Origin of the sequence: Dactylosporangium sp. NPDC050588, assembly GCF_040654975.1 — a bacterium.
GTDB classification, from domain to species: domain Bacteria; phylum Actinomycetota; class Actinomycetes; order Mycobacteriales; family Micromonosporaceae; genus Dactylosporangium; species Dactylosporangium maewongense.
In genome coordinates this window covers 1-25350 of record NZ_JBFAJA010000063.1, presented here as the reverse complement: position 1 = coordinate 25350, position 25350 = coordinate 1, and the positions used below count along the sequence as shown (strand labels likewise).

Below are 25350 nucleotides of genomic sequence, written 5' to 3'. Positions count from 1 at the left end.
AATGGGACGTGCGCTGCCCTTTCTCATCGTTCTCGTCGCGACGCTGGTCGCGTTGATCGACTGCCTGTCCACGGACCGCGACGACGTCCGGGGACTGCCCAAGACCGTCTGGTGTCTCGCCATCCTGCTGCTGCCCGTCGTGGGCGTGATCGCCTGGTTCTTCGCGGGCCGGCCCTTCACGACCGAACAGCACGCCGGCGTCGCCGCCGCGGGCGGGGCCCGTCGCCGGCCGTCGAGGCCCGTCGCCCCCGACGACGACCCCGACTTCCTGCGCAACATCGACACCACCCGGGCCCGCAACGACGCCGAGCTCCTGCGTCGCTGGGAGGAAGACCTCAAGCGCCGCGAGGAGGAGTAGCCCGCGCCGCCTCCGGTGCTGCCGGCGACTCCGGCGGCTCCGGCGACGCGGGCGTCCTCGGTACACACAACGTCAGCGCGGCGGGTGCGATCCGGGCCACCAGCATCCGGGCCGGCGCGACCACGTCGCCGTCCAGCTCGCGGGCCTGGTCCTGGCCGGTGTGCACCTCGACCTTCCGCGCCCGGAAGGTCTCCAGCTGCCGGGTCCCGCCCCGGCGCATGACCACGCCCCAGCCGAGCATGATCCAGTCGGTGAGGTCGCGCGGGGTCAGGACCGCCACGTCGAGCCAGCCGTCGTCCGGCCGCGCGTCCGGCAGCAGCGGGATCCCGCCCTGCAGGCGGCCCACGTTGGCGACGAGCACGCTGCGGGCCCGGCGGCGGATCCAGCGGCCGCCGTCCAGCCGGATCCGCATCAGGACCCGCTTGCGGGTCAGCCTCCGGGCGCCCGCCGCGACGTACGCCAGCCAGCCGAAGCGGCGCTTCGCGGTGTCGGGGGTGGCGTCGAGCATCTCCGCGTCGAAGCCCATGCCCGCCATGACGGTGAACGTGCCGGGGTGCCCGGTGCTGGTGTCGGCGCCCTCCACGATGCCGACGTCGATGCGGCGCCGGTCCCCGTGGATCGCGACCTCGACCGCGGTCCGCACGTCGCGGGTGATGCCCAGGTTGGTGGCGAGCAGGTTCCCGGTGCCGGACGGGACGAGCGCCAGGGCGACGTCCGTGCCGGCGAGCACCGAAGCGACCGCCATCACGGTGCCGTCGCCGCCGCAGACGAACGCCACGTCGACGCCGGCCTCCACCGCCTGGACCGCCATCCCGCAGCCGGGGTCCTCGGGGGTGGTGGTGAGCCACAGCGGCTCCGGCCAGCCCGCCGCGCCGAGCAGGTCACAGATCTCCCTGCGCCGCTCGTCCAGGTCGATGACCTTCGACGGGTTGACGATGACCGCGCTGCTGGTCACGGTCACGTACCCACCTTGCGGAAGCGTGCCTGGAAGAAGCAGTACACCCCGAACGCCGCGACGCCGACAGCGACGGCGAGCAGGAGGAACTTGCCGAACGGCTGGGCGGCGAGGGTGTGCAGCGCCGCGTCGAGCCCGCGGGACTTGCCGGGGTCGTTGGTGATCGCGGCCTGGAGCAGCAGGACGCCCACGATGCCGAACGCGACCCCCTTGGCGATGTAGCCGACCTGCCCCGCCCTGGTCGCCGTCTTGCGGGTCTTCGGGTTCGCCGCGCCGAAGCTCAGCTTCCGCTCGAACTTGCGCTTCCACCCGTACCAGAGCATCCCGGCACCGAAGGCGAGCACACCCAGCCCGATCAGCCCCACCAGCCAGACCCCGGCGGGCTTCGCCATGATCCCGGCGGTGAACTGCTGCTGCTGGTTGGCGCTGGACGACGGCGTACCCGTGATGACCTTGCCGGCGGTCCACGCGAGTGCGGCGTAGATCACAACCCGCCCGGCCGAGGCGACCCGCTCCCAGACCCGCTCCTTGCCCTGCACGTCGCGGTGACCCCAGATCGCGAGGGCGACCTGCCACAGCGCGAGCGCGACCAGGCAGATGAGCACGAACCACAGCAGCAGCTTGCCGAACGGCTGCTCCGCGAGCTTCTGGAAGGCGCCGGACTGGTCGCCCTCCTGCCCTGCCTCGCCGAACGCGATCTGTGCCGCCACCCAGGCGAGCGCGAGGTGCAGCAGGCCGTATCCGACGAACCCGACCTTGGTCAAATTCTTGAACAGGTCACTCTGCGTGGCGCGGTGTGCTGTATCGGCGGGGGTCATGTTCTCGTTCTCCCCCGACTGGGCATGTTGGCAAACGTGAGGACGCAGAGATCCGCTCTTTGGCGCATGGCCGGCTTCGGTGCCGCCGCGCTGCTGTTCAGCCTCCTGATCATCGCCGTGCGCGTGCGCTGGGTGCCGCTGGAGTCGGTCGACCGCGGCGTCGCCGAGCGCCTCAACGAGGCCGTCGCCCCGAGCGACTTCCTGGTGACGCTCATGGGAGGCATCAGCAGGATCGGCAGCTTCGGCGTGATGGCCTGGCTCGTCGCGATCGGCACGACGCTCGTGCTGATCCGCAAGCAGTACAAGCTCGCCGCGTTCCTGGTGGCGACCACCGTCGGCGGGCTCATCCTCGACCCGACGCTGAAGCTGGCCGTCGGCCGGCTGCGGCCGGTCGTCGAGCAGCCCGTCGCGCACGGCGGCGGCAACAGCTTCCCCAGCGGCCACTCGCTCAACTCGCTGATCTGCTACACGGCGCTGCTGCTGGTGTTCCTGCCGGCGCTGCGGCCCCGCTGGCGCAGGCCGGCGGTCATCGCGGTGGCATTCGTCGTCGCGCTCGTCGGGTTCAGCCGGCTGGCGCTCGGCGTGCACTTCCTGTCCGACGTGATCGGCGGCTGGTCGCTGGGCATCGCCTGGCTCGGGCTGTGCGCCACCGCGTTCGAGCTGATCCGGCACCACGAAGGTCTGCGGGTCACCGAGCCGCTCGAGGAGGGCCTGGAGCCGGAGGCCGCCGACGACCTGCGGCCCACGGAGCCGCACGCGCACCGCCCGGGCACCGCGCGGACCCTCGCCCTGGGCGCCGTCGCCTGGGTCTTCACGTTCGGCACGCTCGTCGCGCTCGGTCTGCCCCTCGCGCGGTACCGCGACGGCAACGGCAACGTCCTGTGGGACTCGACGATCCCGCACTGGTTCGCCGCGCACCGCAGCGACGTCCTCGGCCACGTGTCGATCGTCGGCAGCGAGGTCGGCAACACTCACGCGATCCTCGCGATCGGCCTCGTCATCGGCGCCGTGTCCCTGGCCGCGATCCGCCGCTGGCGGCCGGTCATCTTCCTGGTGGCGGTCATGTTCGGCGAGCTGAGCCTGTTCCTGGCCAGCGCCGCGATCGTCGGCCGGGCCCGGCCCGACGTGGAGAACATGGACGGGCCGATGCCGACGTCGAGCTTCCCGTCCGGGCACGTCGCCGCCACGATCATGATCTGGGCGACCGCGGCCCTGCTGGTCTTCCCGCGGACCCGGGCCTGGTGGCGGTGGGTGCTGCCGGTGCTGGCGGTCGCGATGCCGCTGTGGGTCGCGGTTTCTCGCATGTACCGCGGAATGCACCACCCGACCGACATCGTCGGCAGCGCCCTGCTGGCAGCGCTGTGGCTTTCGGCAATGTACCGGCTGGTCACGCCCAACTGCGACCTCGCCGAGCAGCCGTGCGAGGAGGACCTGGCGGAGCCGGCCGGCGACTTGCAGGACGCTCCACCGGCCCGATCCGGTCCACCCGCTCCACCCGCTTCCGGCGCCTCCGTCTCCAAGGCGGCGGGTGCGTCCCGATGACGTCGGACTGGTTCCTCACGGAGGAGGAGCGGGGCAACCCGCACACCAGGATCACAGCGTGGACCGACGGCAACGCCGTCCGGCCGCTGATCGACGGCAAGGCGTACTTCGCCGAGCTGTACACCGCGATCGAACGGATGGAGCGCGGCGACCTGCTGCTGTTCACCGACTGGCGCGGCGACGTCAGCCAGAAGGTCACCAGGAACGGCCCGTCGATCGGCGACGTGCTGTGCGACGCCGCCCGCCGCGGCGTGCGCGTCAAGGGGCTCATCTGGCGCTCGCACTGGAACGCGCTGCAGTTCAGCGCGGCGGAGAACCGGCGCTTCGCCCGGAAGATCGAGGCGGCCGGCGGCGAGTGCCTGCGCGACATGCGGGTCCTCGTCGGCGGCTCGCACCACCAGAAGCTGGTCGTCCTGCGCCACCCCGGCCGGCCGGAGCTGGACCGCGCGTACGTCGGCGGCATCGACCTCTGCCATGGCCGCCGCGACACCCAGTCCCACGAGGGCGACCCGCAGGCAGTCGAGATCACCCCGAAGTACGGCAAGCGCCCACCGTGGCACGACGTGCAGCTGGAGCTGCGCGGCCCGGTGGTCGGCCAGGTCGAGGCCACGTTCCGGGAACGCTGGGAGGACCCGTCGGCGCTGTCGCGCAACCCGCTGCACTGGTTCCAGGGCAAGGTCGAGGACGAGAACCTGGACCCCGACCGGCTGCCGCCGCAGCTTCCCGACCCGCCGCCGGCCGGCTCACTGAGCGTGCAGCTGCTCCGGACGTACCCCTACCGGCGCGGCGGCTACCCGTTCGCCCCCGAGGGCGAGTTCAGCGTCGCGCGCGGCTACGGCAAGGCGGTCCGGCGCGCGCGGCGGCTGATCTACCTGGAGGACCAGTACCTCTGGTCGCCGAAGGTCGCCAGCTGCTTCGCCGACGCCCTGCGGGAGCACCCGGAGCTGCACCTGATCGCCGTCGTCCCGCGCCATCCGGACCGGCCCGACAAACTCGGCAGCATGCCGCAGCTGTACGGACGGGAGCGCGCCCTCGCCATGCTCCGCGAGGCGGGCGGCGACCGGCTGCACGTCTTCAGCCCGGAGAACGCCGCCGGCACCCCCATCTACGTGCACGCCAAGGTCTGCGTCGTGGACGACACCTGGGCCACCACCGGCTCCGACAACGTGTCGCTGCGCTCCTGGACCCACGACTCGGAGCTGACCTGCGCGGTCCTCGACCCCGCCGGCAGCTACGCCCGGGACCTGCGCGAACGGCTGTGCCGGGAGCACCTGGGGCTCGACGAGCTGCCCGAGGGCCCGATCGAGGAGGTCTTCGACGCCTCCGCGAAGGCGCTGCAGGCGTGGCACGACAGCGGCCGGATCGGTCCCCGCCCACCCGGGCGGCTGCTGCCATACCGCCCGCCCACGGTTCCGCGCCGTACCGCCACCTGGGCGCGTGTGGTGTACAACACCATCCACGACCCGGATGGCAGGCCACGGCGGCTGCGCCGGGAGGGTGCCTTCTGAGCGTTTTGCGCCGTTCACCAAGCCGTCTTGTCGGCATGCTCATATTGCGCGATGACAGCGTGGCAGCTCGCCTGCATCGACATGGCGGGGACGACGGTGCGGGACGACGGCCTGGTCGAGCAGGCCTTCACGGTCGCCTTCGCGGGCGAGGGCGTGGCCCCCGGCACCCCGCAGCACGAGCGGATGCTCGCCGTCGTCCGCAAGACGATGGGCCAGAGCCGCATCGAGGTCTTCCGCCTGCTCCTCGACGGTGACGAGAAGCGCGCCCAGGCCGCCAACGAGACCTTCGAGGAGGCCTACGGCCTGCTCGTCGACGAAGGCGCCGTGCTGCCCATCCCCGGCGCGCTGGAGGCCATCAAGACGCTCCGCACGGCGGGGATCAAGGTCGCCCTGACCACCGGCTTCGCCCGCGCCACCCAGGAAGCCATCATGGACGCCCTGGGCTGGTGGGGGCAGGTCGACCTGGTCCTCTCCCCCGCCGACGCCGGCCGCGGCCGCCCCTTCCCCGACTTCATGCTGGTCGCCGCCCTGAAGCTCGGCGTCGAGGACGTCCGCCGCATGCTCGTCGTCGGCGACACCCCGCTCGACCTCATCGCCGGCCGCCGCGCCGGCGCCGGCCTGCTCGTGGGCGTCCTCACCGGCGCCGGCGACCGCCAGGCCCTCCAGTCCTCCGGCGCGGACGAGGTGATCGGCTCGATCGGCTCCCTCCCCCGCCTCCTAGGCCTGGAGTAGTCCCACCCCTCACTTCCCCCATGATCCGGAAGACTTTATTGCCGCCAGAGCGACAAAATCTCTTCCGGATCACGAGAACCGCGCCGATCGACCGCCGACGCCACGCGTGATCCGGAAGACCTTGTGCACCTATGACTGCACAAGGTCTTCGGGATCATGACGGGCGCTAGGCGAGGTTGGACGAGCGGGGGTAGGCGTCCTCCGGGTCGGTGAGGACGTTGACCAGGTACGGCACTCCTGAGGCGAACGCCCGCTCGAAGGCGCCCGCGAGGTCGGCCGGCTTCTCGACGGTCTCGCCGGCGCCGCCGAGGGCCTTGACCACGTCGTCGTAGCGGAGGCCGGGCTGCAGGTCGGCGGCGACGTCGTAGCCGTAGATGTTGCGCATCGGGTGCTTCTCCAGGCCCCAGATGCCGTTGTTGCCGACCACGATCACGACGGGCAGCTGCTGGCGGACCAGCGACTCGACGTCCATCAGCGAGAAGCCGGCCGCGCCGTCGCCCATCAGGACGCAGATCTGCCGGTCCGGGTACGTCACCCGGGCGCCCATGGCGTAGCCCATGCCGGTGCCGAGGCAGCCATACGGCCCCGGGTCCAGCCACGTGCCCGGCTGTGCCGGCTCGAGGTACTTGCCCGCGTAGGAGACGAAGTCGCCGCCGTCGCCGATCGTGACGGCGTCGTCGGCGAGGACCTTGCGGAGCTCGCCGTAGACCCGGCTCGGCTTGATCGGATCGGTGTCCGCCTCCAGGGCCTGCTGCTCCTTGGCCCGGCCGGCGTCCTCCGCGGCCCGCAGCGCCTCGATCCACTCCTCGTGGTCGGCGACCGGCCCACCGTGCGCCGCGAACGCCCCCAGAATCGCGCGCAGGTCGCCCGACGGAGCGGCCGCCGGGGTGACGTGCCCGGCCCGCTGCGACGGCGCGTCGGTGACGTGCACGACCTGCGCGCCGCCGAAGTCGCCGAACCCGAGCCGGAAGTCGAGCGGGGTGCCGACGACGGCGATCACGTCCGCGCCGCCGAACGCCGCCTTGCGTGCCCGCGAGAACGCCAGCGCGTGCGACGGCGGCAGCGTGCCCCGGCCCATGCCGTTGGCGAACACGGGGATCCGCAGCGCCTCGGCCGCCTCCCGCAGCGCGCCGGTCGCGTGCCCGGCCCACACGTCCGAACCCGCGATGATCACGGGCCGCTGCGCGGCGGCGAGCAGCTGGACCGCCCGCGCGACCTCGTCCGGATCCGGTTCTTCAGCCGGTACCGCCGGCGCGGGCGCCAACTCGACGCCGTCCGCCTGCGAGAACACCACCTCCAGCGGCAGGTCCACGAAGACGGGGCCGCGGTGCGGGGTCAGCGCGGCGAGCGCCGCCGCCTGCATGCGGGCATAGACCTCGTCGGTGGCGAAGATGGTCTCCGCGTGCTTCGTGACCGCGCGGACGATCGGCAGGTGGTCCATCTCCTGCAGGCTGCCCGAGCCCCAGCGGAACTGCGGCGCCCTGCCGCCGATCACGACGACCGGAGCACCGTTGAACGACGCGCTGGTCAGCCCGGACACGCCGTTGGTGACGCCGGGGCCGGCGGTCAGGACGGCAAGGCCCGGACGGCGCTGGAGCTTGGCGACGGCCTCCGCGGCGAACACGGCGGACTGCTCGTGCCGCACGTCGACGATGCGCACGCCGGTCTTGTGGGCGGCGTCGTACAGCGGGAACACGTGCGCACCGGAGAGCGTGAACAGCTCCTCGACCCCGAACCCCCGCAGTGCCGCGAGAGCCAGGTCCCCGCCGTGCCCGTCGATCTGCGTCATGCACCCTCCTCGATCAGCTCCGACCGACGCGAATGTTACTCACTTTCGCCCGCCGGCGGGGGCTTCACCGCACACTCGGGTCGAGCCACCCGGCGACCGGCGGCGGCCAGTGGTCGGTGGTCAGGTAGTAGGAGACATACCCGGCGACGACCGGGGTCACGATCAGCAGCACGAGCACCAGCAGGGTGAGCATCGCACGCGCGAACGGCCCCCGCCGCTCACGCTGGCGAGGCCGCCGATCATCGCGCGGCGTGTTGCGTGACTGCGCCTGCCGCTCCTGCACCGGGCGCTGACCGCCGGAGGCCTGGCGGATCGGGCCGCCGTACTCGTCATAGCGCGTCGCGGGCTCGGCCGACGCACCCCCGGACACGAAGATCTGGCCACCGGCCCTGTTCGGGGGCGCCGACACCGGCGGCCCGCCGTAGTTGGCCGGCGGCCCGGACATCGGCTGGTTGTAGTTGGCCGGCGGCGCGGACGACGGCTGGTTGCGCCCATACGTCGCGGGCGGCCCCGACATCGGCTGGTTGAAGGCCTGCTGCCCACCCGCCGGCTGCCCATAGGTCGCCGGCGGCGCCGAGGACGGCTGGTTGCGCCCATACGTCGCAGGCGGCGCCGACATCGGCTGGTTGGTGCTGGCCGGCGGACCCGACGCGGGCTGACCGTAGCCGGCCGGGGGTGCGGACACCGGCGGCCCGTAGTTGACCGGGGGCGCCGAGGCCGGCACGCCATAGCCGCCCTGCGTGCCCGTGGCCTGCCCACCCGCGTAGTTGCCCGGCGGGGCCGACGCCGGATACGCCGGATACCCACCACCGCCGGCACCGGGCGGCGCCGAAACAGGCGGCGCCGACATCGGCACGCCGGACATCGGCGCGTTGCTCCCGGCCGGCTCCGTGGCGAACGTCCCCACCTCGGGCCACAACGGCGCATCCGCCCCCTGCGACCCACCGCCGCCCTGCCCGGCACCGCCCTGCCCACCGCTGGTCCCGCCGCCGCCCTGACCGCTGCCGGCACCAGCCTGAACCCCACCGCCTTGGCCCGGACCGCCCTGACCCGGACCGCCCTGACCTGGACCGCCCTGGCCCGCACTGAACTGGCCCGCATTGAACTGGCCGGCACCGCCCTGACTCGCGCCGAACTGCCCGTCACCAGGCCCCCCGCCGGCAGGCTGCCCCGCACCGAACTGCCCCGCCCCGGCCGCACCCGACAGGCCCGCCGCGCCGAACTGCCCCGCGCCCGACGGCCCACCCGCCCCGCCGAACTGCCCCGCGCCAGAGGGCCCGCCCGCGGCGCCGAACTGCGCACCCGCCTGCGGGCCGCCGGACGTCGGCGCCTGAGGCTGCCAGTCGAAGCCCTGCACCTGCGGGATCCTCCCGGTCGCCGGGCCGGGCGCGGGCGCCGCCGTCGCCTGGATCTCCGTCGAGCCGGTCAGCATGCTGCCCTCGGCGACCACCAGCTCGGGCTGCTCGATCACCACGGGGGCCGTGCCCAGCGCGCGGTGCAGCAGCGTGCCGACCAGGGGCATCCTGCTGGACCCGCCGACCAGGAACACGCCCGCGATGCTGCCCTCGCTCAGCTGGGCCCAGCGCATGACGCCCTGCGTGACGCGGACCGTCTGCTCGAGCAGCGGCTGCGCGAGGCGCTCCAGCTCGTCGCGGGTGAGGTGGACGTCGATGTTGAGCAGCGGCACCGTCAGGTCCGAGGCCGGCTGGCGGGACAGCCGCTCCTTCGCCACTCGCGCGTCGTCGAAGAGCAGCCGCCGGGCCCGGCGGTCCTCGACCGTCTGCGGGCTCATCAGCCGCTGCCACTCCTGCGGCGCCTGCGGCTCGCAGATGGAGGCGATGTGCGCCACGATCGCGTTGTCGACGTCGATGCCGCCGATGTCGTCGCGGCCGTCGACGGCGAGGACCTCGAAGCCGCCCTGCGTGCGGGCGACGACGCTGGCGTCGAACGTGCCGGCGCCGAAGTCGTGCACGACGACGACCGAGCCGACGGGCACGTCCTTGCCGAGCACCTGGGTGAAATAGGCCGCGGCCGCGACGGGCTCGGGCACCAGCCGCACCCGGCCCAGCCCCGCGGCCTGGGCAGCGTCGGAGACGGCGAGCCGGCGGGTGGCGCCCCACGACGCCGGGAAGGTCACGGTCACCTCGGACGCGACGTCGCCGACCGTGCGGGTCCACTCGTCGCGGACGCGCCGCAGGACGGTGGCGACCAGCTCATTGACGGGGATCTCCCGGTCGCCGAGCAGGACCGTGCCCTCGTCGATGCGACGCTTCGGGTTGGGCTCGAACCGGGCCGGCTCCAGGCGGGCGCTGTGCACCGCGTCGCGACCGACGATGACGGTGCCGCCGGGCTCGGCATAGACGGCGGAGGGCAGCAGCGGAGAGCCGTCGAAGAGCAGCGCACGGGACCGGCCGTCCGGCCACCGCACCACGGCGACGGTGTTGGAGGTGCCGAAGTCGACACCGAGCCGAATCCCTGGCGTTGGCATGCCCCGAAGTCTAGGCGCCGGGTACGACGGTTCTCACTCCTCGGCGTCTGCCGTCGCGTTGCCGACTGAAGGCGCTGGTGGACGCAGCGGACGGACCCAGGCACGGGCGCTCGGCAGCAGGAGCAGCAGCGCCGACCCCAGGTACACACCGGTGACCGCCAGCCAGGCGGGCTGGTGCGCCCCCGAGGCGGTGTACGCACCACCGAACGCGAGCAGCACGCACAGCGCGATCGGATACCAAAGGTGCCCGTTGCTGCCGCGGCGCAGCCGTCGCGCGCCGTGCGTGTACAGGATCGCGAACGCGAGCGAGCCCAGTCCGGCGTACAGGCCTGCCTGCCAGCCCGCGGCCGTCAGCTCCTCCGTGTCGCTCACCTTGTAGACGATCAGCACGAGGGCGACCAGGCCGGTCGAGATGTACATGAGCACGCCGTACAGGGTCAGGAAGCCCGCGGGCCAGCGGATCGCACCGGGCGCGATCCGGCGCGGCGGTGGCGGCACGGGCGGCATGACGTACTGCGGCACGTAGACGACCTGCGGCGGAGGCGGCTGGTAGAACACGGGCCGCGGCGGATACACCTGTTGCGGCGGCATCCGGTGTACCGGCGGCGCGGGGCTGAACGGCACGGCACCCGGCGAGACCGGCCCATTCGCACCCGAGACCGGCGCGACGCCCGGCCCGGCACCGGCCGGCGACACCGGCACCACGACCGGCGACCCAGCCGGCGACAGCACGCCAGGAGGCGGCACGGCCGGCGACCCGGCCGGCGGCAGCAACCCAGAAGGCGGCGGCGCCGGCGACCCGACCGGCGGCAGCGGCCCACGCGGCACGGGTGGCACGGACGGGGTCACCGGCGACCCCGCGGGCGGGACCACGACGGCGGGCGACGGCGCCGGCCGTACGGGCGAAACAACCGCGACAGGAGACTGTGATGGCGTCGCAGTCGGAGGTCGGGCGGCCGGGACCACGGCGGCGGACGGCTTGTCGATCCGCGCGCCGACCAGGACGCTGCCCTCGGCGACCACCATCTCCGGCTGCTCGATCGTCACCGGCGGCTTGCCGAACGCGCGGTGCAGCTCGGTGGCGACCAGCGGGATCTGGCTCGCCCCGCCGACCAGGAAGATGCCCGCGACCTGCCCGGCCGTGACCCGCGACAGCCGGACGGTCTCGGTCAGCACCCGCACCGAGCGCTCCACCAGCGGCCGCGCCGCCGCCTCGAACTCGTCGCGGGTGAGCTGCACGTCGACGTCCAGCAGCGGGACCAGCACCGTGACGGAGGAGGCACGCGACAGTCGCTCCTTCGCCTCCCGGACCTCGTCGCGCAGCAGCCGGGCGGCCCGCGCCTCCTCGATCGTCGACGGCGCGACCAGCCGCTGCCAGCGCTCCGGCGGCAGGGTCCGGCCGATCATCGCGAGGACGACCTCGTCGAAGTCGAGCCCGCCGAGGTCGTCGCGGCCGTCGACGGCGAGCACCTCGAAGCCGTCCGCGGTGCGCGCGACGACGCTGCCGTCGAACGTCCCGGCGCCCAGGTCGTAGACCACGACGGCGGAGCCGACGGGCACCATGTGGCGCAGCACCCGCACGAAGTAGGTCGCGGCGGCGACCGGCTCGGGGACCAGGGTCGCGTCCGGGAGGTCCGCCGCCCGCACCGCGGCCGCCAACGCCTTGCGACGGGTGGACGCCCAGTTGGCGGGGTGCGTCACGGTGACCGCCTCGGGCGGACCACCGGCCGTGCGGACGAACTCGGCGCGCACCCGCCGGAAGACGGCGACCAGCAGGTCGTGGACGGGCACCTCCTGCTCGCCCAGGAAGACGTGACCGTCGTCGATGCGGCGCTTCGGGTTGGGCTCGAAGCTGGCGGGGGCGCGCCGGGCGCTGTGCAGCGCGTCGCGGCCGACGACGAGCTCGCCGTCCTCCCAGAACGTCGCCGACGGCAGCAGCGGGGTGCCGTCGAAGAGCAGCGGCCGGGCCCGGCCGTCGGGCCAGCGGGCCACGGCGACGGTGTGCGACGTGCCGAAGTCCACGCCCAGGGCCACCATGCCGGAATCCTAAGGGTTACGCGGACTGCTCCACTGCCCGCTGCAAGGCGCGGTAGATCTGCCCGAACTTCGGGGAATCCGTGGTCGAGTAGATCATCGACTCGCCCTGCCGGGTGCGCACCCAGATCTCGTGCACGCCCTTGCCGTGGTCGTGCGCGCGGTCGAGCAGGTCCAGCAGCCCCTCCACGCTGAAGGCCACGATCCCGCCGATGACGATGATCCCGAGGATGCCGCCCGCGATGTACATCGTGGAGTCTGGCCCGTTGAAGTCGATCCGGCGCGCGGCCGTGCCGGCGGCGATGAGCAGCCCGATGATCAGCACCACCGCCCCGCCACGGGTCGCGAGCATGTACGCGCCCTGCACCAGCCGCCCGGATCGCCGGTGCCAGATGTACGTCAGCGTCTCCAGCGGATACCAGGCGGCGTCGACCTGCACACCGGCGGAGCTGATGTGCACCTCGTGATCGCGGTAGAACGTCGTCGCCATGGCACATCTGACGGTACGCCGGAATACGCTGCGGGCAACGACAACGACGTTGAGGAGACACAGTGGGCGACACCAGGCTGGTCCAGCTGGAGATCGAAGACGGTATCGGCACCATCCGCCTCTCCAGGCCGCCGGTCAACGCGCTGAACATCCAGATCCAGGAGGAGCTGCGCGAGGCCGCCGCGGCCGCGACCACCGATCCTTCGGTGCGGGCGGTCATCCTGTACGGGGGAGACAAGGTCTTCGCGGCCGGCGTCGACATCAAGGAGATGGCCGGAATGGGCTACTCCGAGATGGCCGCCAGGGCCACCGCGCTCACCGGGGCCTTCGACGCCGTCGCGCGCATCCCGAAGCCCGTCGTCGCGGCCGTCAACGGGTACGCCCTGGGCGGCGGCTGCGAGCTCGCCCTGACCGCCGACTGGCGCGTCGCCGCCGAGGACGCGACCCTGGGCCAGCCGGAGATCACTCTCGGCGTCATCCCCGGCGCGGGCGGCACGCAACGCCTGGCCCGCCTCATCGGCCCTGCCCGCGCCAAGGACCTCATCATGACCGGACGCTTCGTGAAGGCCCCCGAGGCGCTGACGATAGGCCTGGTCGACAAGGTCGTCCCCGCCGCCGAGGTGTACGCGACGGCGAAGGCCATGGTCGAGCCGTTCGTCCACGGCCCGGCCCTCGCCCTGCGCGCCGCGAAGCTCGCCGTCGACAACGGCCTGGACATGGACCTCGCCTCCGGCCTGGCCTGGGAGAGCCAGCTGTTCGCCGCCCTGTTCAGCACCGACGACAAGAACGAGGGCATGACCGCCTTCATCGAGAAGCGCAAGCCCAACTTCGCCTGACCCTCACCTCATGATCCCGTGCGATTTCGGTAGTCCTGGCTACCAGAACCGCACGGGATCATGAAGCGCACGGCACCTACGGCAACCACGACAGCCACTCGCCGCCATGATCGAAGGACACCCCTGGCCGCCCGGACAGCCACCCCGCGACTTCGATCACGCCAACCCCGGCCCCGACCGACAGGGAACCGCGACGGCGGAGGCCAAGTCCGCGGCCAGGATGCGTTGCTCGGGTTGCGAAGCCCAGGACGGCGAGTGCGGCAGGCGGCCGGTGCGATGCGGACGGGTTGTGAACCCACGGCGGAGGGTGCGGCGCCGGCGATCGGTCTGATGTGGACGGGTTGTGAAAGCCAACGGCGGCGTGGAAGCACCGAACGACGCCCCCAACTGCGCCGGACCATGCGAGAACGACGGCCGGGAAACATCACCGCAACCGCAGCACGGACCGCAACCACGAGAACCGACCGCCACCATGATCGAAGGACAGCCCTGGCCGGCCGCACAGCCACCACGCGACATCGATCACAACGCCCACCACCACGACGCCTCCGCGGGCAAGCAGTACCTCCCGCGCGTTCGGCGATCGCAGCAGTAGGGCAGCGCTGGTTGGGAAAGCCGACAACGGCGTGGAAACACCGAACGACGGCCTCGACGGATCGAGCGAACCCGCGCGCGGACAGCAACCACAGCACAGACCGCATCCATGATCGAAGGACGACCCTGGCCGCCCGCACAGCCACCACGCGACATCGATCACGACGCCGACCACCACGACGCCTCCGCGGGCAACCAGTGCCTCCCGCGCGCGTCCGGCGATCGCCAGCAGTAGGGCAGCGCTGGTGGTGAAAGCCGACGACGGTGTGGAAGCACCGAACGACGCCCTCGACGGATCCCCGCACGCGGACAGCGACCACCAACACCGTCAACCCAGCGGAAAGGCGCGACCGGCACGGAGGGCAGGTCAGCGGCGGCCCTCGCAGCGGGGGTCGGGCGGGGTGGGCCGGCGGGCCGGGGCGATCCAGCTCAGCGCCGTCTGCTCCACCGACCAGCCGTGCGCGTCGACGGTGCTGGCCGGTGGCTGGTCGCCCGCGTCGCAGAGGACCTTCGCCTGGACGCTGTCGTTGAGAACGAAGTGGACGGTGCCGCTCGTGTCGAGCAGCGTCATCATCCGGTCGTCGACGGTGATCACCGAGCCGACGAGCAGCCCGTCGTCGGTGTCGACGGCGACCGTCGGCAGGATCGGGGCGCGCAGGAACACGACGCCGACCAGGAACGGCGCCGCGAACGCGGCCACCACGGCCGGCCAGTGCGTCACGGCCCGCGCCGCCCACGCCGGCACCGGCCCGGTCAGCAGCGGCGTCACCAGCGGCGGCAATGCCAGCAGCACGAACGTGACCGGCTCACCCTCCCGCAGCGCCGCGACGATCGCCGGGCCGAGGAACGCATACTCCAGCACGGCAGCGACGAACGGCAGCACCACGCCCGTGGCGGCCGCCGCCGCGCCCACGCCGGCCGCCCGCTGCCGCACGACCAGGCCGAGGATCGACAGCGCGACCATGACCAACAGCGGCAGGAACCGCAGCTGCCAGGTCAGCCCGCCGATCACCAGCGCCACGACGACCACCCAGTCGGGGATCCGCCGGGCGGCCGCGGCCAGCCGGGACGTCGCCGCGGCGGCCGGGTCGCTGAGCTCCAGCAGCGCGCCCAGCACCCGGGTCAGCAGCAGCGTCGCCGGAAACACCCACAGCAGCGCGATCACCAGCGTGCTCAGCAGGCCCAGCGGGCTCACGTACTGCACGAAGAGCAGCATGGTCTGCACGTTCTGCCGGCTGAGATACCACAGCCGCAGCACCAGCAGGACGATCGGGAACGTGGGCAGCAACGGCAGCAGCCACTGCCGGTCGCCTACCTCTCCCACGGCCACTGACGGACGTCCACCTTCGGCACCTCGGGCTGGTGGTCGATCGCCACCTGCTGATTCGGGCTGAACCGCTGCTCGCTGCGCAGGTACTTGTCATACGCCTGCTCCCACCGCCGGTCGGTGGCGTCGTGCGCCGAGCGGTACAGGTACAGGTTCACCAGGGTCTGTAAGGCCTCGTTGTCGCCGCAGTTGATCCCCCACCGCTCGTCGCCGGTGAGCCCGACGTCGTGGTGCACGAGGGTCTGCCCGCCGTCCTCCGCGACGAAGCCGGCGAGGATCGCCGCGTCGGTCGTGACCGCGTCGAACTCACCCGCCTTGAGCCCGGCGACGCAGGCGCTGATCTCGTTCTTGCCCGAGAGGGTCACGCCGGCGGACCTGGCGACCTCGCTGGAGGTGGAGGTGGCCAGGGTGCAGACCCGCTCGCCGCGCAGGTCCTCGAGGCTGCTGACCGGCTTGTGCGCCTTGAGCGTCACCACCGACTGCTGGGTGCTCAGATACGGCCCGGCGAAGCGCACCCCCGGCTGCTCGGACCGCTCCTTGGTGATGCTGAAGCTGGCCACGACCAGGTCGACGGTGACGAACTTGCCGTCGCCCGACCGGGCCTGCATCCTGGCCCGGTCCTCGGTCTCGATCGACAGGAACTTGACCTGGTCGGGGCGGAACCCGAGGTCGCCCGCGACGAGATAGGCGATGTCGATGTCGAAGCCGGCATACTCGCCGGTGGTCCTGTCGCGCAGGCTCACGCCCGGGGTGTCGTCCTTGACCCCGATCAGCAGCTCGCCGCGCCCGCCGATGGCCCGCTGGCGCAGGTCGGCCTCCGACGGCGGCCCGACGTCGACGACCACGACGACCGCGACGACGATGACCGCCACGAGCACCACGACCCACGCGACCAGCCGCGCGACCCGGGTCCGGCGCACCGGCACAGGATCCGGGCCAGGGCCGGGATCGTCGGGTGGATCAACAACTGGATCAGCCACCGTCGAACCCCCCGTTCAGTTACATCGAACGGTACCGCTGGGGTACGACAGTTTTCTAGGCCGCCTGAGCGTGGTAGCGACCGTCCACGATCGACAGTCGCAGCGGCAGGCCGAACGCCGCGGAAAGGTTCTCGGCGGTCACCGTCTCGTGCAGCAGGCCCTGCGCCACGACGCCACCGTCGCGCATCAGCAGCGCGTGCGTGAACTCCGGCGGGATCTCCTCGACGTGGTGCGTGACCAGCACGATCGCCGGCGAGTCGGGGTCGGCGGCCAGCGCCGACAGGCGCCGCACGAGGTCCTCGCGGGCGCCGAGGTCCAGTCCGGCGGTCGGCTCGTCGAGCAGCAGCAGCTCCGGGTCGACCATCAGCGACCGGGCGATCTGCACCCGCTTGCGCTCGCCCTCTGACAGGGTGCCGTAGAGCCGGTCGGCCAGCGCGCCGACGCCGAACTGCTCCAGCAGCGCCTGGGCCCGGGCCTCGTCCATGCGGTCGTACCGCTCGGTGAAGCGCCCGACGACCGCCCACGACGCGGTCACGACCACGTCACGCACCGTCTCGTCGGGCGGCAGCTGCAGCCCGGCCGAGGAGAACCCGAGGCGGGTCTTGAGCTCGTTGATGTTGGTGCGACCGAGCCGCTCGCCGAGCACGGTCACCGTGCCACGGGTCGGATACAGTCGCGCACCGGCGAGATTCAGCAGCGTGGTCTTGCCCGCGCCGTTGGGGCCGAGCACCACCCAGCGCTCGTCGAGCTCCACCTGCCAGCTCACCGATCGGATGAGATCGGACCGGTTGCGGGTCACCGTCGCTTTGTCCACCGCGATGACAAGGTCATCTGACACGGCCCAATCCAACCACGTGCCCCAAGTGCGGAAGGTCCGGCCCCCCACGCTCAGGGCAAAAGCCGTATCGTGCGCGGGGATGAGTGCCGTACTGGAAATCGCCGGTCTGGTGAAGACCTACCAGACACTGTTCGGCAAGCCGCGCGTCGCGCTGGACCACCTCGACATGGAGGTCCACCAGGGCCAGATCCACGGGTTCCTCGGACCCAACGGATCCGGCAAGAGCACCACGCTCAAGACGCTGCTCGGGCTGCTGCGGGCCGAGTCCGGTCACATGCGCATCCTCGGCCAGCCGGTGCCGAGGGCATTGCCGCAGGTCGTGTCGCGGGTCGGCGCGATCGTCGAGGCGCCGGCCTTCTTCGGCAACTTCACCGGCCACAAGACGCTGAGCGTGTTGGCGAAGGCGGGTGGTGTACCGAAGCAGCGCGTCGACGTGGTGCTGGACCAGGTCGGTCTCGCCAACCGTGCCGAGGACCAGGTCAAGTCCTACTCCCTCGGCATGCGGCAGCGCCTCGCGGTGGCCTCCGCCCTGCTGAAGGACCCCGAGCTGCTGATCCTCGACGAGCCGAACAACGGCCTCGACCCGGCCGGCATCCGGGAGATGCGCGACCTGCTCCGCGAGCAGGCGGACCGCGGCACGACCGTGGTGATCTCCAGCCACATCCTCGCCGAGATCCAGCAGATCTGCGATTCGGTCACGATCATCTCCCGCGGCCGGCGGGTCGCGGCCGGGCCGGTGTCGGAGGTGCTCGCCGCCAACGACCGCGGCACGTACCGGGTCCGCGTCGACGACACCGAGCGGGCCGCGCAGGTGCTCGCCGACGCCGGCGCGCAGGTCACGCTGTCCGGCGACCAGATCATCGTGCACGACCTCGCCGACCCGGCCTGGGTCTCTCGGGCCCTGGGCGTCAACGACCTGTGGGTCCGCGAGCTCGCCCCGGTCCAGCAGCTGGAGGACGCGTTCCTGCAGCTCACCGGGGGCGGGCCCCGGCGCGGGCAGTTCCGCCCCGTCGACAACTCCGACTGGCCCGAGCAGGACATACCCGTACAACACCCGCAAAACGACAACGGTCAGATCATCGAGAACGGACGGCCCGCATGAACCAGCTGCTGCGGGCCGAGTGGACCCGACTGTTCAGCCGCCGGGTCACGCTGGTGACCCTGGTGCTCATCGCCGGCCTGCTCGCCTTCCTGACGTTCGGGTTCTCGCTGACCCGCAGCAACCCGTCCAGCGAGGAGTACCGCACCGCCACCGAGCGCGCCGCGTCCGCCGCGGCGATCTACGACGAGAACGTCGCGCTGTGCGAGGACGTGCAGAGCGGCGTGCGCTCCGGCCCGGCCGGCATGAAGTTCCCGCGCAACTGCGACTACGGCCCGCGCCCCACCGCCGACTCGATGCTCGACTACGGCTTCTCGTTCGCCCGCCAGTGGCCGGAGCTGTTCACGACCGCGGCGATCGTGCTGACGGTGGCCGGCTTCGTGCTCGGCGCGTCGTTCGTGGGCGTCGAGTGGAGCTCCGGCGGCATGCTCAACCTGCTGCTCTGGGCCCCCCGCCGCGGTGCCGTCCTGGGCAGCAAGCTGATCGCGGCCTGTGCCGGCATGGCTCTGGTGGCGGTGGTGTACCTCGCGGTCTGGACGGGCGCGTTCGTCGCCGTGGCCGCCACGAACGACACCGTCAGCACCATGGGCCTGGCGGACTGGTCGTCGCTGCTGATCACGGCCCTGCGGGTGATCCTGCTGACGATGGCCGGCACGGCGCTCGGCTTCGCGATCGCCTCCATCGGGCGGCACACGTCCGCGGCGCTCGGCGTCGGCATCGCGTACCTGCTGATCTACGAGCTCGGAGCGATCATCATCTTCGGGTTGATCGGCGGCACCGACTACTCCGAGAAGTACCGCCTCTCCAGCTACGTCTCCGCCTGGCTGAACAAGTCCTACACGTTCCAGGGCACGTCGGGGTACTGCACCGAGTCCGGCTGCGTGGTGCCGCAGGACACCTTCTGGGGCAGCTGGCAGCAGGGCGGCCTGGTGATCGGCGCGGTCGTGGCGGTCGTGCTGGCCGGCGCCTTCGCCTCGATGCGCCGGCGCGACACCAACTGAGGCACCGGCGCGACGCGCCGACTGAGGCACCGGCGCGACGCCGACCGAGGCGCCGGCCGGTGATCAGGCCGTGTCGCCGAAGACCTCTTCGCGGACCGCGTCGAGGCCGGTCAGGATGGCGCCGTTGAGGACCGGCTCGCTGGACACCTCGGTGGCGACCACCCGCGGCGACACCACGGCGATCGCGGCGACCTCGTGCTGCACCCGCTGCGCGAGGTCCGCGCCGCCCGCCTGGCCGATCTCGCCGGCGAGGACGACCAGCTCAGGGTCGAGCACCAGCCCCACCGAGGCCACCCCGAGGGAGATCCGGCGGGCCAGCTCGTCGAGGAACGGGCTGCCGTCGGTACCGGCGGCGATCGCGGCTCTGATGGCGTCGCCCGCACCGGCGGCCTTGAACCCGTGGGACTTGGCGACCGTCTTGACCGCCGCCGCGTCGGTGAGCATGCGGAAGCCGCTCTTCGCCCGGCGGGTCGCGTCCCGGCTGACCTGCGTGCCCGACACGGGCAGGTAGCCGATCTCGCCGGCCGCGCCGACGCTGCCGCGGTGCAGCCGCCCGCCGAGCACGACGGCGGTGCCGACGCCGCGGTCCAGCCAGACCAGCACGAAGTCCTTCGCCCCGATCGCGGCACCGCTGTGCTGCTCGGCGATGGCGGCGAGGTTCACGTCGTTCTCGAACACGACGGGCCGGCCGAGGTCCTCCCGCAGGGCCGTGAGCAGCCCCCGGTGCCAGCGCGGCAGGTCCCACGCGAACGTGATCTCGCCGCTCTTCGGGTCGACCAGGCCGGGCGTGCCGAGCACGATGCGGCGGATGCGCTCGATCGGCGCGCCGGCCTCCGCGGCCGCCTCGACCACGGCGGCGTGGACGACCTTGACCGGGTCGTCCCCCTCGCCGATGGAGACGTCGGTCCGCCCGACGATTTTGCCCGTGATGTCCGCCACGCCGGCGACCACGTGCTGCGGGCCGGCGTCGACGCCGACGACGTACGCGGTCGAGGGGACCACGGCGTACATCTGGGCGTTCGGCCCACGGCCGCCCGCCTGCTCGCCGACGCGCGCCACCAGGCCGCGCTCCTCCAGCCGCTCCACCAGCTGCGATGCGGTGACCTTGGACAGCCCGGTCAGCTCCCCGAGCTGCGCGCGGGTCAGTGGTCCCTTGCTCAGCAGCAGCTCGAGGGCGGCGCGGTCGTTGAGCGCGCGCAGCAACCTCGGGGTGCCTGGAAGGCGAGCAGAACTCATGGTGACGAACACCCCTAGTATTTAAGAAACTTTCCTATTAGATTGCCTCGGGCAACCTATACCGGAAAGCGTACGGTCACACCACCCACACGGCCTACGCACATCTGGTCAAGATGCTCCTACGATCGTGGATAGCGCATCAGTCTCGCACTGGTTCGCGCTGAGGGGGGAACACCGTGGCGAACGATCCAGGACTCCGCAGGCTGGCGCTGGGCACGCTGCTCGGCGCGTTCCCGGGCGCACAGGCCCCGGCCTGGGCCGTCGACCTGCTCGGCGAGGGCATGGCCGGCCACCTGCTGTTCGGTTACAACATCGTCGACCGCGACCAGGTCGCCGCGCTGACCGCCCAGCTGCACGCGGCCCGCGACGGCGTGCTCATCGCGATCGACGAGGAGGGCGGCGACGTCACCCGGCTGGCGCACCGGCTCGGCAGCCCGTACCCGGGCAACGCCGCACTCGGCGCGCTGGGCGACCCGGCGATCACCCGCCGCGTGTACCGCACCATCGGCGCCGAGCTCGACCAGCTGGGCCTCAACCTGAACCTGGCGCCCACCGTCGACGTCAACACGGCCGACGACAACCCGATCATCGGCACCCGCAGCTTCGGCGCCGACCCGCACCTGGTCGCGGCGCACACCGCCGCCGCCGTGCTGGGCCTGCAGAGCGCCCGCGTCGCGGCCTGCGCCAAGCACTTCCCCGGCCACGGCGCCACCCTCGCCGACTCGCACCTCGAGCTGCCGACCGTCGACATCACCCTCGACGAGCTGCGCGGCCGCGAGCTGCCACCGTTCGTCGCCGCCGTCGAGGCCGGCACCAAGTCGATCATGAGCGCGCACATCCGCGTGCCCGCCCTCACCGGCGACGCCCCGGCCACCTTCAGCCGCGCCGTCCTCGTCGACCTGCTGCGCACCGAGCTCGGCTTCACCGGCGTCGTCGTCACCGACGCCCTGGAGATGCTCGGCGCCGCCCGGTATGCCGGCAGCACCCAGGCGGGCGCCGTCCTCGCCCTCGCCGCCGGCGCCGACCTGCTCTGCATCGGCGCCGAGGTCGACGAGAAGCTGACCCTCGCCTGCGTCGACGAGATCGTCACCGCCGTCCAGGACGGCCGCCTGCCCCTGGCCCGCCTGGAGGAGGCCGTCGCCCGCGTCCAGGCACTGTCCGACTGGACCCGCCAGGGCGACCGGACCGACCGGGAGGAGCCCGGCCTCGGGTACCCGGCGGCACTCAGCGCCGTCCGCATCGAGGGCTCCGTGGACCGCTCCGACGCCCCGCTGATCGTCCAGCTGGAGTCGGAGTCGTCGATCGCCGCCGGCCGTGTCCCGTGGGGCCTCGGCCCGCACGTCAACGGCACCGAGCAGATCCGCGTCGTGGCCGAGCAGACCGCCGCCGAGGAGCTGCGCGCCAGGGCCGGTGCCCGCCCGATCGTCGTCGTGGGCCGCAACGTCCACCGCCTGCCGGGCGCCCGCACCCTGGTCGACACCCTGGCCGCCGCCCACCCCGTCACCGTCGTCGAGATGGGCTGGCCGTCCTCCTGGCGCCCAGCGCACGCCCGCGCCTTCATCACCACCTGGGGCGCCAGCCACGCCAACGGCCGCGCCGCTGCCGAAACCCTGGGCCTCGCCGCCTGACCCTCCCCCATGATCCGGAAGACTTGTGGTCGCCCTGGCGACAAAAAGTCTTCCGGATCATGAGAATGGGCGGCGGCGAGTAGTGCGGCGCACCGGGCAGTCGGGGCGGCGGCACGGCTGGAGCCTGCCCCGCCAGCCGCCGGCGCGGAGCGCCCGCGCGACCTGGATCGCGGTCGCACAGGGCGCCACCACGTCCGCCCAGCCGTAGCGGAGCGTCCGCTGCCCGTCGGAGGCCGTCGTGTTGTCACGCCGCTGGTCGCGCCGGCGGTGCTCGTCAGGGTGATAGGCGCGGCCGTCGAGCTCGACGACAGTGGCGAACGCCCGGTACTCGACGTCCCGGTACTGCGTCGCGCCCGCCTGCCGTCGACGGACCTGCCGCCGGCCGGTGGGCAGGCGGTGCCCCCGCTCCACGTCCTTCAGGTAGCGCAGCTCCAGCACGGAACGGGCGCCCACGGCGGCGTCGTCGACCGTCGCCTCCAGCAGCCTCCGCCAGCGCATCTTCTTGCGACGGCGCAGCGCGGCCGCCAGCCGATCAGGCGTGGTCAGGCCGCGACTGCACGCCGCGGTGAGCCATCCGATCGCCGATGCGAGGCGCCGCTCCTGCTCGGCCAGGTCGAGCACCGTGTCCTCGACCCGGGTGCGCCGGAGGGCCGGACCGGGGTGGACCGTGCCGGCGAGCCGGGCCCGATGATGCACGACCACCCCCGCCATCGGCCGGGTCCGCCGGTTGCCGGGAATGGTGACGTGGACGAAGTCGGACGGTCGATCCACGAGCCCGATGATCTCGGCGGCGGTCTCGTGGCTCAGCGCGGCGCCCGCGCCGGCGGACAGCACCGCCGCCCAGAGCGAGGCACGGCGGGGCAGCTCACCGGTGAAGGTCCGGTAGACCCCGTGGTGGACCGTCAGCCAGCGTCCCGCGTCCAGATGCGCGCGGATCGCGGCCGGGGTCCAGCCCGCCGCCAGTGCCTGACTGCGGGTCACGACCCCGGCCTGCGCCTCGATCAGCTCATCCCACACTCACCCCAGCCTGCGACCACCCCACCGCCGCGGGAAGCCTCAGCCGGCGCCTGTGGATAACTCTCCCGATGATCGGGAAGACTTCTTGCTGCTAGAGCGACAAGAAGTCTTCCGGATCATGGGAGGGGTCAGGCGGCGGAGGCGCGGACCAGGGTGCGGATCTGGCGGAGGAGGACGGAGAGGGCGGCGAGGTCGCCAGGGGACTCGGCGAACTCGCCGATGGCGTTGCGGGTGCGGGCGATCGACGTCGCGTTGCTCTGCTCCCACTCGTCGACCCGGGCCTCCGCGTCGCCGGAGGGGGCGGTGCCGTTGAGGACCTCCGCGGTCAGGGCCGCCAGCGCCGCGTACAGGTCGTAGCGCAGCGCCATGCGGGCCAGGGTCTGCCAGCGGTCCTCGCGCGGCAGGTTGGAGATCTTCGACAGCAGGTTGTCGATGCGGAAGCGCTCGGAGAGCACGTAGTAGACCGTGGCGACCTCGTTGACCTCGCGGCCGGTCTGCGAGGCGACCTCCACGATGTCGAGCAGGCCGAACCCGTACATGATGCGGGTGGTCTGCTCGGCCAGCTCCTCGGGCACGCCGAGGTCGCGCAGCCGGGCCGTGTTGGCCGTCAGGACGTCGCGCTCGCGCCCCCGGAAGAGGGTGTCGAGCTCGCCGAGCAGGCGCGAGATGCCGGGCCGCAGCCGGGCGACCTCGCCGGGCACGTCGATCGGCAGGCGCCGGTTGGAGACCAGCCAGCGCACGGCGCGGTCGAGCAGCCGGCGGATCTCCAGATAGACCTCGGTCTGCGACTCGGTCGGGATCTGGTTGTCGAGGTCCTCGACGGCGGCGCGCAGGGCGTTCAGCCCGTACACCTCGCGGATCACGACGGAGGCCCGCAGCACGTCGGCCGAGCCGGCGCCGGTCTCCTCCGAGGCGCGGTGGAAGAAGGACGTGCCGCCCCGGTTGACCGCCTCGTTGACGACGGCGGTGGTGACGATCTCGCGGCGCAGCGGGTGCTCCGCCATCGACTCGACGAAGCGCTCGCGGAGCGCGGTCGGGAAGTAGCCGACGAGCACCTCGTTGGTCCACTCCTCGTCGGGCAGGCCGGAGTCGAGGATCTCGTGCTCGAGCACGATCTTCACGTACGAGAGCATGACGGCGAACTCGGGTGAGGTCAGGCCGACGCCGAGCGCCGCCCTGGAGTCGAGCTCCTCGTCGGTCGGCAGCCCTTCGAGGGCCCGGTCGAGCTGGCCGCGGCGCTCCAGGTCGGCGATGAGCCGCTTGTGGACCGGCAGCAGCGACCGGGACTGGGCGCGGGCGTTGCCCAGCGCGGTGGCCTGGTCGTAGTTGTCGCGCAGGACCAGCTCGCCGACCTCGTCGGTCATCTGGGCCAGCAGCGGGTTGCGCTCGGCCTGGTCGAGCTCGCCGGCGGCGACCGCGCGGTCGAGCAGGATCTTGATGTTGACCTCGTGGTCGGAGCAGTCGACGCCGGCGGAATTGTCGATGAAGTCGGTGGCGATGCTGCCGCCGCCGAGCGCGAACTCGATCCTGCCCCGCTGGGTGAGGCCGAGGTTGCCGCCCTCGCCGACGACCTTGACCCGCAGCTCCCGGCCGTTGACCCGCAGGTAGTCGTTGGCCTTGTCGCCCACGTCGGCGTGCGACTCGCCGGTGGCCTTGACGTAGGTGCCGATCCCACCGTTCCAGAACAGGTCGACGGGGGCGGCGAGGATGGCGTGCATCAGCTCGTTGGGCGTCATGGAGGTCAGCGAGGACGGGATGCCCAGCGCCTCCTTCGCCTCCGCGGTGAGCTGGATCGACTTCGCGGTGCGCGGGTAGACCCCGCCGCCGGCGGAGATGATCGACTTGTCGTAGTCGCCCCAGGACGAGCGGGGCAGGTCGAACAGCCGCTGCCGCTCCGCGAACGACGCCACCCGGTCGGGCGTCGGGTCGATGAAGATGTGCCGGTGGTCGAAGGCCGCGACCAGCAGGATGTGCCGGGACAGCAGCATCCCGTTGCCGAAGACGTCGCCGGACATGTCGCCGACGCCGACCACCGTGAAGTCGGTGGTCTGGGTGTCGACGCCGAGCTCGCGGAAGTGCC

General features: G+C 72.4%; 20 protein-coding genes. 8 read left to right on the top strand and 12 right to left on the bottom strand.

Going from position 1 to position 25350, the window contains the following annotated elements:
* Nucleotide 1 precedes the first annotated feature (1 nt).
* Entirely contained in the window at nucleotides 2-358 is a 357-nt protein-coding gene (locus AB0I21_RS36775) for a PLD nuclease N-terminal domain-containing protein (protein WP_360568197.1), read from the top strand.
* On the opposite strand, the gene AB0I21_RS36770 is transcribed toward AB0I21_RS36775, so the two are convergent.
* Both AB0I21_RS36770 and AB0I21_RS36765 read right to left on the bottom strand, forming a co-directional pair.
* Nucleotides 336-1319, bottom strand: coding sequence for a diacylglycerol kinase family protein (locus AB0I21_RS36770; protein ID WP_360568195.1), 984 nt, complete (start codon nucleotides 1317-1319; stop codon nucleotides 336-338). The genes AB0I21_RS36775 and AB0I21_RS36770 overlap by 23 nt on opposite strands.
* Complete coding sequence (locus AB0I21_RS36765) at nucleotides 1316-2131, bottom strand: DUF1206 domain-containing protein (RefSeq protein ID WP_360568194.1); 816 nt, start codon at nucleotides 2129-2131, stop codon at nucleotides 1316-1318. Before AB0I21_RS36765 ends, AB0I21_RS36770 begins: the two co-directional genes overlap by 4 nt.
* 36 nt (nucleotides 2132-2167) lie before the next feature.
* Here AB0I21_RS36765 and AB0I21_RS36760 point away from each other — a divergent pair, with 36 nt between their 5' ends.
* Genes AB0I21_RS36760 through AB0I21_RS36750 form a run of 3 tightly spaced genes read left to right on the top strand, consistent with a single transcriptional unit; the run spans nucleotide 2168 to nucleotide 5913 of the window.
* Nucleotides 2168-3673, top strand: a complete 1506-nt coding sequence (locus tag AB0I21_RS36760) for a phosphatase PAP2 family protein (protein ID WP_360568193.1) — start codon at nucleotides 2168-2170, stop codon at nucleotides 3671-3673.
* The gene (locus tag AB0I21_RS36755; RefSeq protein WP_360568191.1) at nucleotides 3670-5181 is read left to right on the top strand and encodes a phospholipase D-like domain-containing protein; all 1512 of its coding nucleotides are present in this window, start codon (nucleotides 3670-3672) and stop codon (nucleotides 5179-5181) included. Before AB0I21_RS36760 ends, AB0I21_RS36755 begins: the two co-directional genes overlap by 4 nt.
* Nucleotides 5182-5232: 51 nt before the next feature.
* Entirely contained in the window at nucleotides 5233-5913 is a 681-nt protein-coding gene (locus AB0I21_RS36750; protein WP_344510163.1) for a phosphonatase-like hydrolase, read from the top strand.
* Between the two features lie 166 nt (nucleotides 5914-6079).
* Here the strand turns inward: AB0I21_RS36750 and AB0I21_RS36745 are convergent, their stop codons facing one another.
* The 4 genes from AB0I21_RS36745 to AB0I21_RS36730 all read right to left on the bottom strand — a co-directional run bounded on the left by AB0I21_RS36745 (nucleotide 6080) and on the right by AB0I21_RS36730 (nucleotide 12714).
* The gene (locus tag AB0I21_RS36745; protein WP_360568190.1) at nucleotides 6080-7702 is read right to left on the bottom strand and encodes an acetolactate synthase; all 1623 of its coding nucleotides are present in this window, start codon (nucleotides 7700-7702) and stop codon (nucleotides 6080-6082) included.
* A 64-nt stretch (nucleotides 7703-7766) separates the two neighbouring features.
* Nucleotides 7767-10190, bottom strand: coding sequence for an Hsp70 family protein (locus tag AB0I21_RS36740; RefSeq protein WP_360568188.1), 2424 nt, complete (start codon nucleotides 10188-10190; stop codon nucleotides 7767-7769).
* Nucleotides 10191-10223: 33 nt separating this feature from the next.
* A complete protein-coding gene (locus AB0I21_RS36735) occupies nucleotides 10224-12227 on the bottom strand; it encodes an Hsp70 family protein (RefSeq protein ID WP_360568186.1) in 2004 nt (667 codons plus the stop codon).
* Nucleotides 12228-12243: 16 nt separating this feature from the next.
* Nucleotides 12244-12714: a DUF6232 family protein gene (locus AB0I21_RS36730; protein ID WP_360568184.1), complete on the bottom strand. Its 471-nt coding sequence runs from the start codon at nucleotides 12712-12714 to the stop codon at nucleotides 12244-12246.
* Between the two features lie 62 nt (nucleotides 12715-12776).
* On the opposite strand from AB0I21_RS36730, the gene AB0I21_RS36725 reads away from it, so the two are divergent.
* Entirely contained in the window at nucleotides 12777-13550 is a 774-nt protein-coding gene (locus tag AB0I21_RS36725; RefSeq protein ID WP_344510173.1) for an enoyl-CoA hydratase-related protein, read from the top strand.
* Between the two features lie 961 nt (nucleotides 13551-14511).
* Here AB0I21_RS36725 and AB0I21_RS36720 read toward each other — a convergent pair.
* The 3 genes from AB0I21_RS36720 to AB0I21_RS36710 all read right to left on the bottom strand — a co-directional run bounded on the left by AB0I21_RS36720 (nucleotide 14512) and on the right by AB0I21_RS36710 (nucleotide 17289).
* Nucleotides 14512-15474 (bottom strand): hypothetical protein, encoded by a 963-nt coding sequence (locus AB0I21_RS36720; protein ID WP_360568182.1) that lies wholly within the window; start codon nucleotides 15472-15474, stop codon nucleotides 14512-14514.
* Nucleotides 15456-16391 (bottom strand): transporter substrate-binding domain-containing protein, encoded by a 936-nt coding sequence (locus tag AB0I21_RS36715; protein WP_360568180.1) that lies wholly within the window; start codon nucleotides 16389-16391, stop codon nucleotides 15456-15458. Before AB0I21_RS36715 ends, AB0I21_RS36720 begins: the two co-directional genes overlap by 19 nt.
* A gap of 115 nt (nucleotides 16392-16506) precedes the next feature.
* Complete coding sequence (locus AB0I21_RS36710) at nucleotides 16507-17289, bottom strand: ABC transporter ATP-binding protein (RefSeq protein ID WP_360568178.1); 783 nt, start codon at nucleotides 17287-17289, stop codon at nucleotides 16507-16509.
* Nucleotides 17290-17368: 79 nt separating this feature from the next.
* Between AB0I21_RS36710 and AB0I21_RS36705 the strand changes: the two genes are divergently transcribed.
* Together AB0I21_RS36705 and AB0I21_RS36700 are read left to right on the top strand one after the other, a co-directional pair.
* The gene (locus tag AB0I21_RS36705; protein ID WP_344510181.1) at nucleotides 17369-18391 is read left to right on the top strand and encodes an ATP-binding cassette domain-containing protein; all 1023 of its coding nucleotides are present in this window, start codon (nucleotides 17369-17371) and stop codon (nucleotides 18389-18391) included.
* On the top strand, nucleotides 18388-19389 hold the full coding sequence (locus AB0I21_RS36700; protein ID WP_360568176.1) for an ABC transporter permease subunit: 1002 nt from the start codon (nucleotides 18388-18390) through the stop codon (nucleotides 19387-19389). Before AB0I21_RS36705 ends, AB0I21_RS36700 begins: the two co-directional genes overlap by 4 nt.
* Before the next feature lie 63 nt (nucleotides 19390-19452).
* On the opposite strand, the gene AB0I21_RS36695 is transcribed toward AB0I21_RS36700, so the two are convergent.
* On the bottom strand, nucleotides 19453-20625 hold the full coding sequence (locus tag AB0I21_RS36695; RefSeq protein WP_360568174.1) for an ROK family transcriptional regulator: 1173 nt from the start codon (nucleotides 20623-20625) through the stop codon (nucleotides 19453-19455).
* Nucleotides 20626-20801: 176 nt separating this feature from the next.
* On the opposite strand from AB0I21_RS36695, the gene AB0I21_RS36690 reads away from it, so the two are divergent.
* Nucleotides 20802-22253, top strand: a complete 1452-nt coding sequence (locus tag AB0I21_RS36690; RefSeq protein ID WP_360568172.1) for a glycoside hydrolase family 3 N-terminal domain-containing protein — start codon at nucleotides 20802-20804, stop codon at nucleotides 22251-22253.
* A 57-nt stretch (nucleotides 22254-22310) separates the two neighbouring features.
* On the opposite strand, the gene AB0I21_RS36685 is transcribed toward AB0I21_RS36690, so the two are convergent.
* The gene (locus tag AB0I21_RS36685; protein ID WP_360568170.1) at nucleotides 22311-23270 is read right to left on the bottom strand and encodes a type IV toxin-antitoxin system AbiEi family antitoxin domain-containing protein; all 960 of its coding nucleotides are present in this window, start codon (nucleotides 23268-23270) and stop codon (nucleotides 22311-22313) included.
* A 128-nt stretch (nucleotides 23271-23398) separates the two neighbouring features.
* Nucleotides 23399-25350: NAD-glutamate dehydrogenase domain-containing protein (locus AB0I21_RS36680; protein WP_360568168.1), on the bottom strand; the 1952-nt coding region annotated here is incomplete at its 5' end.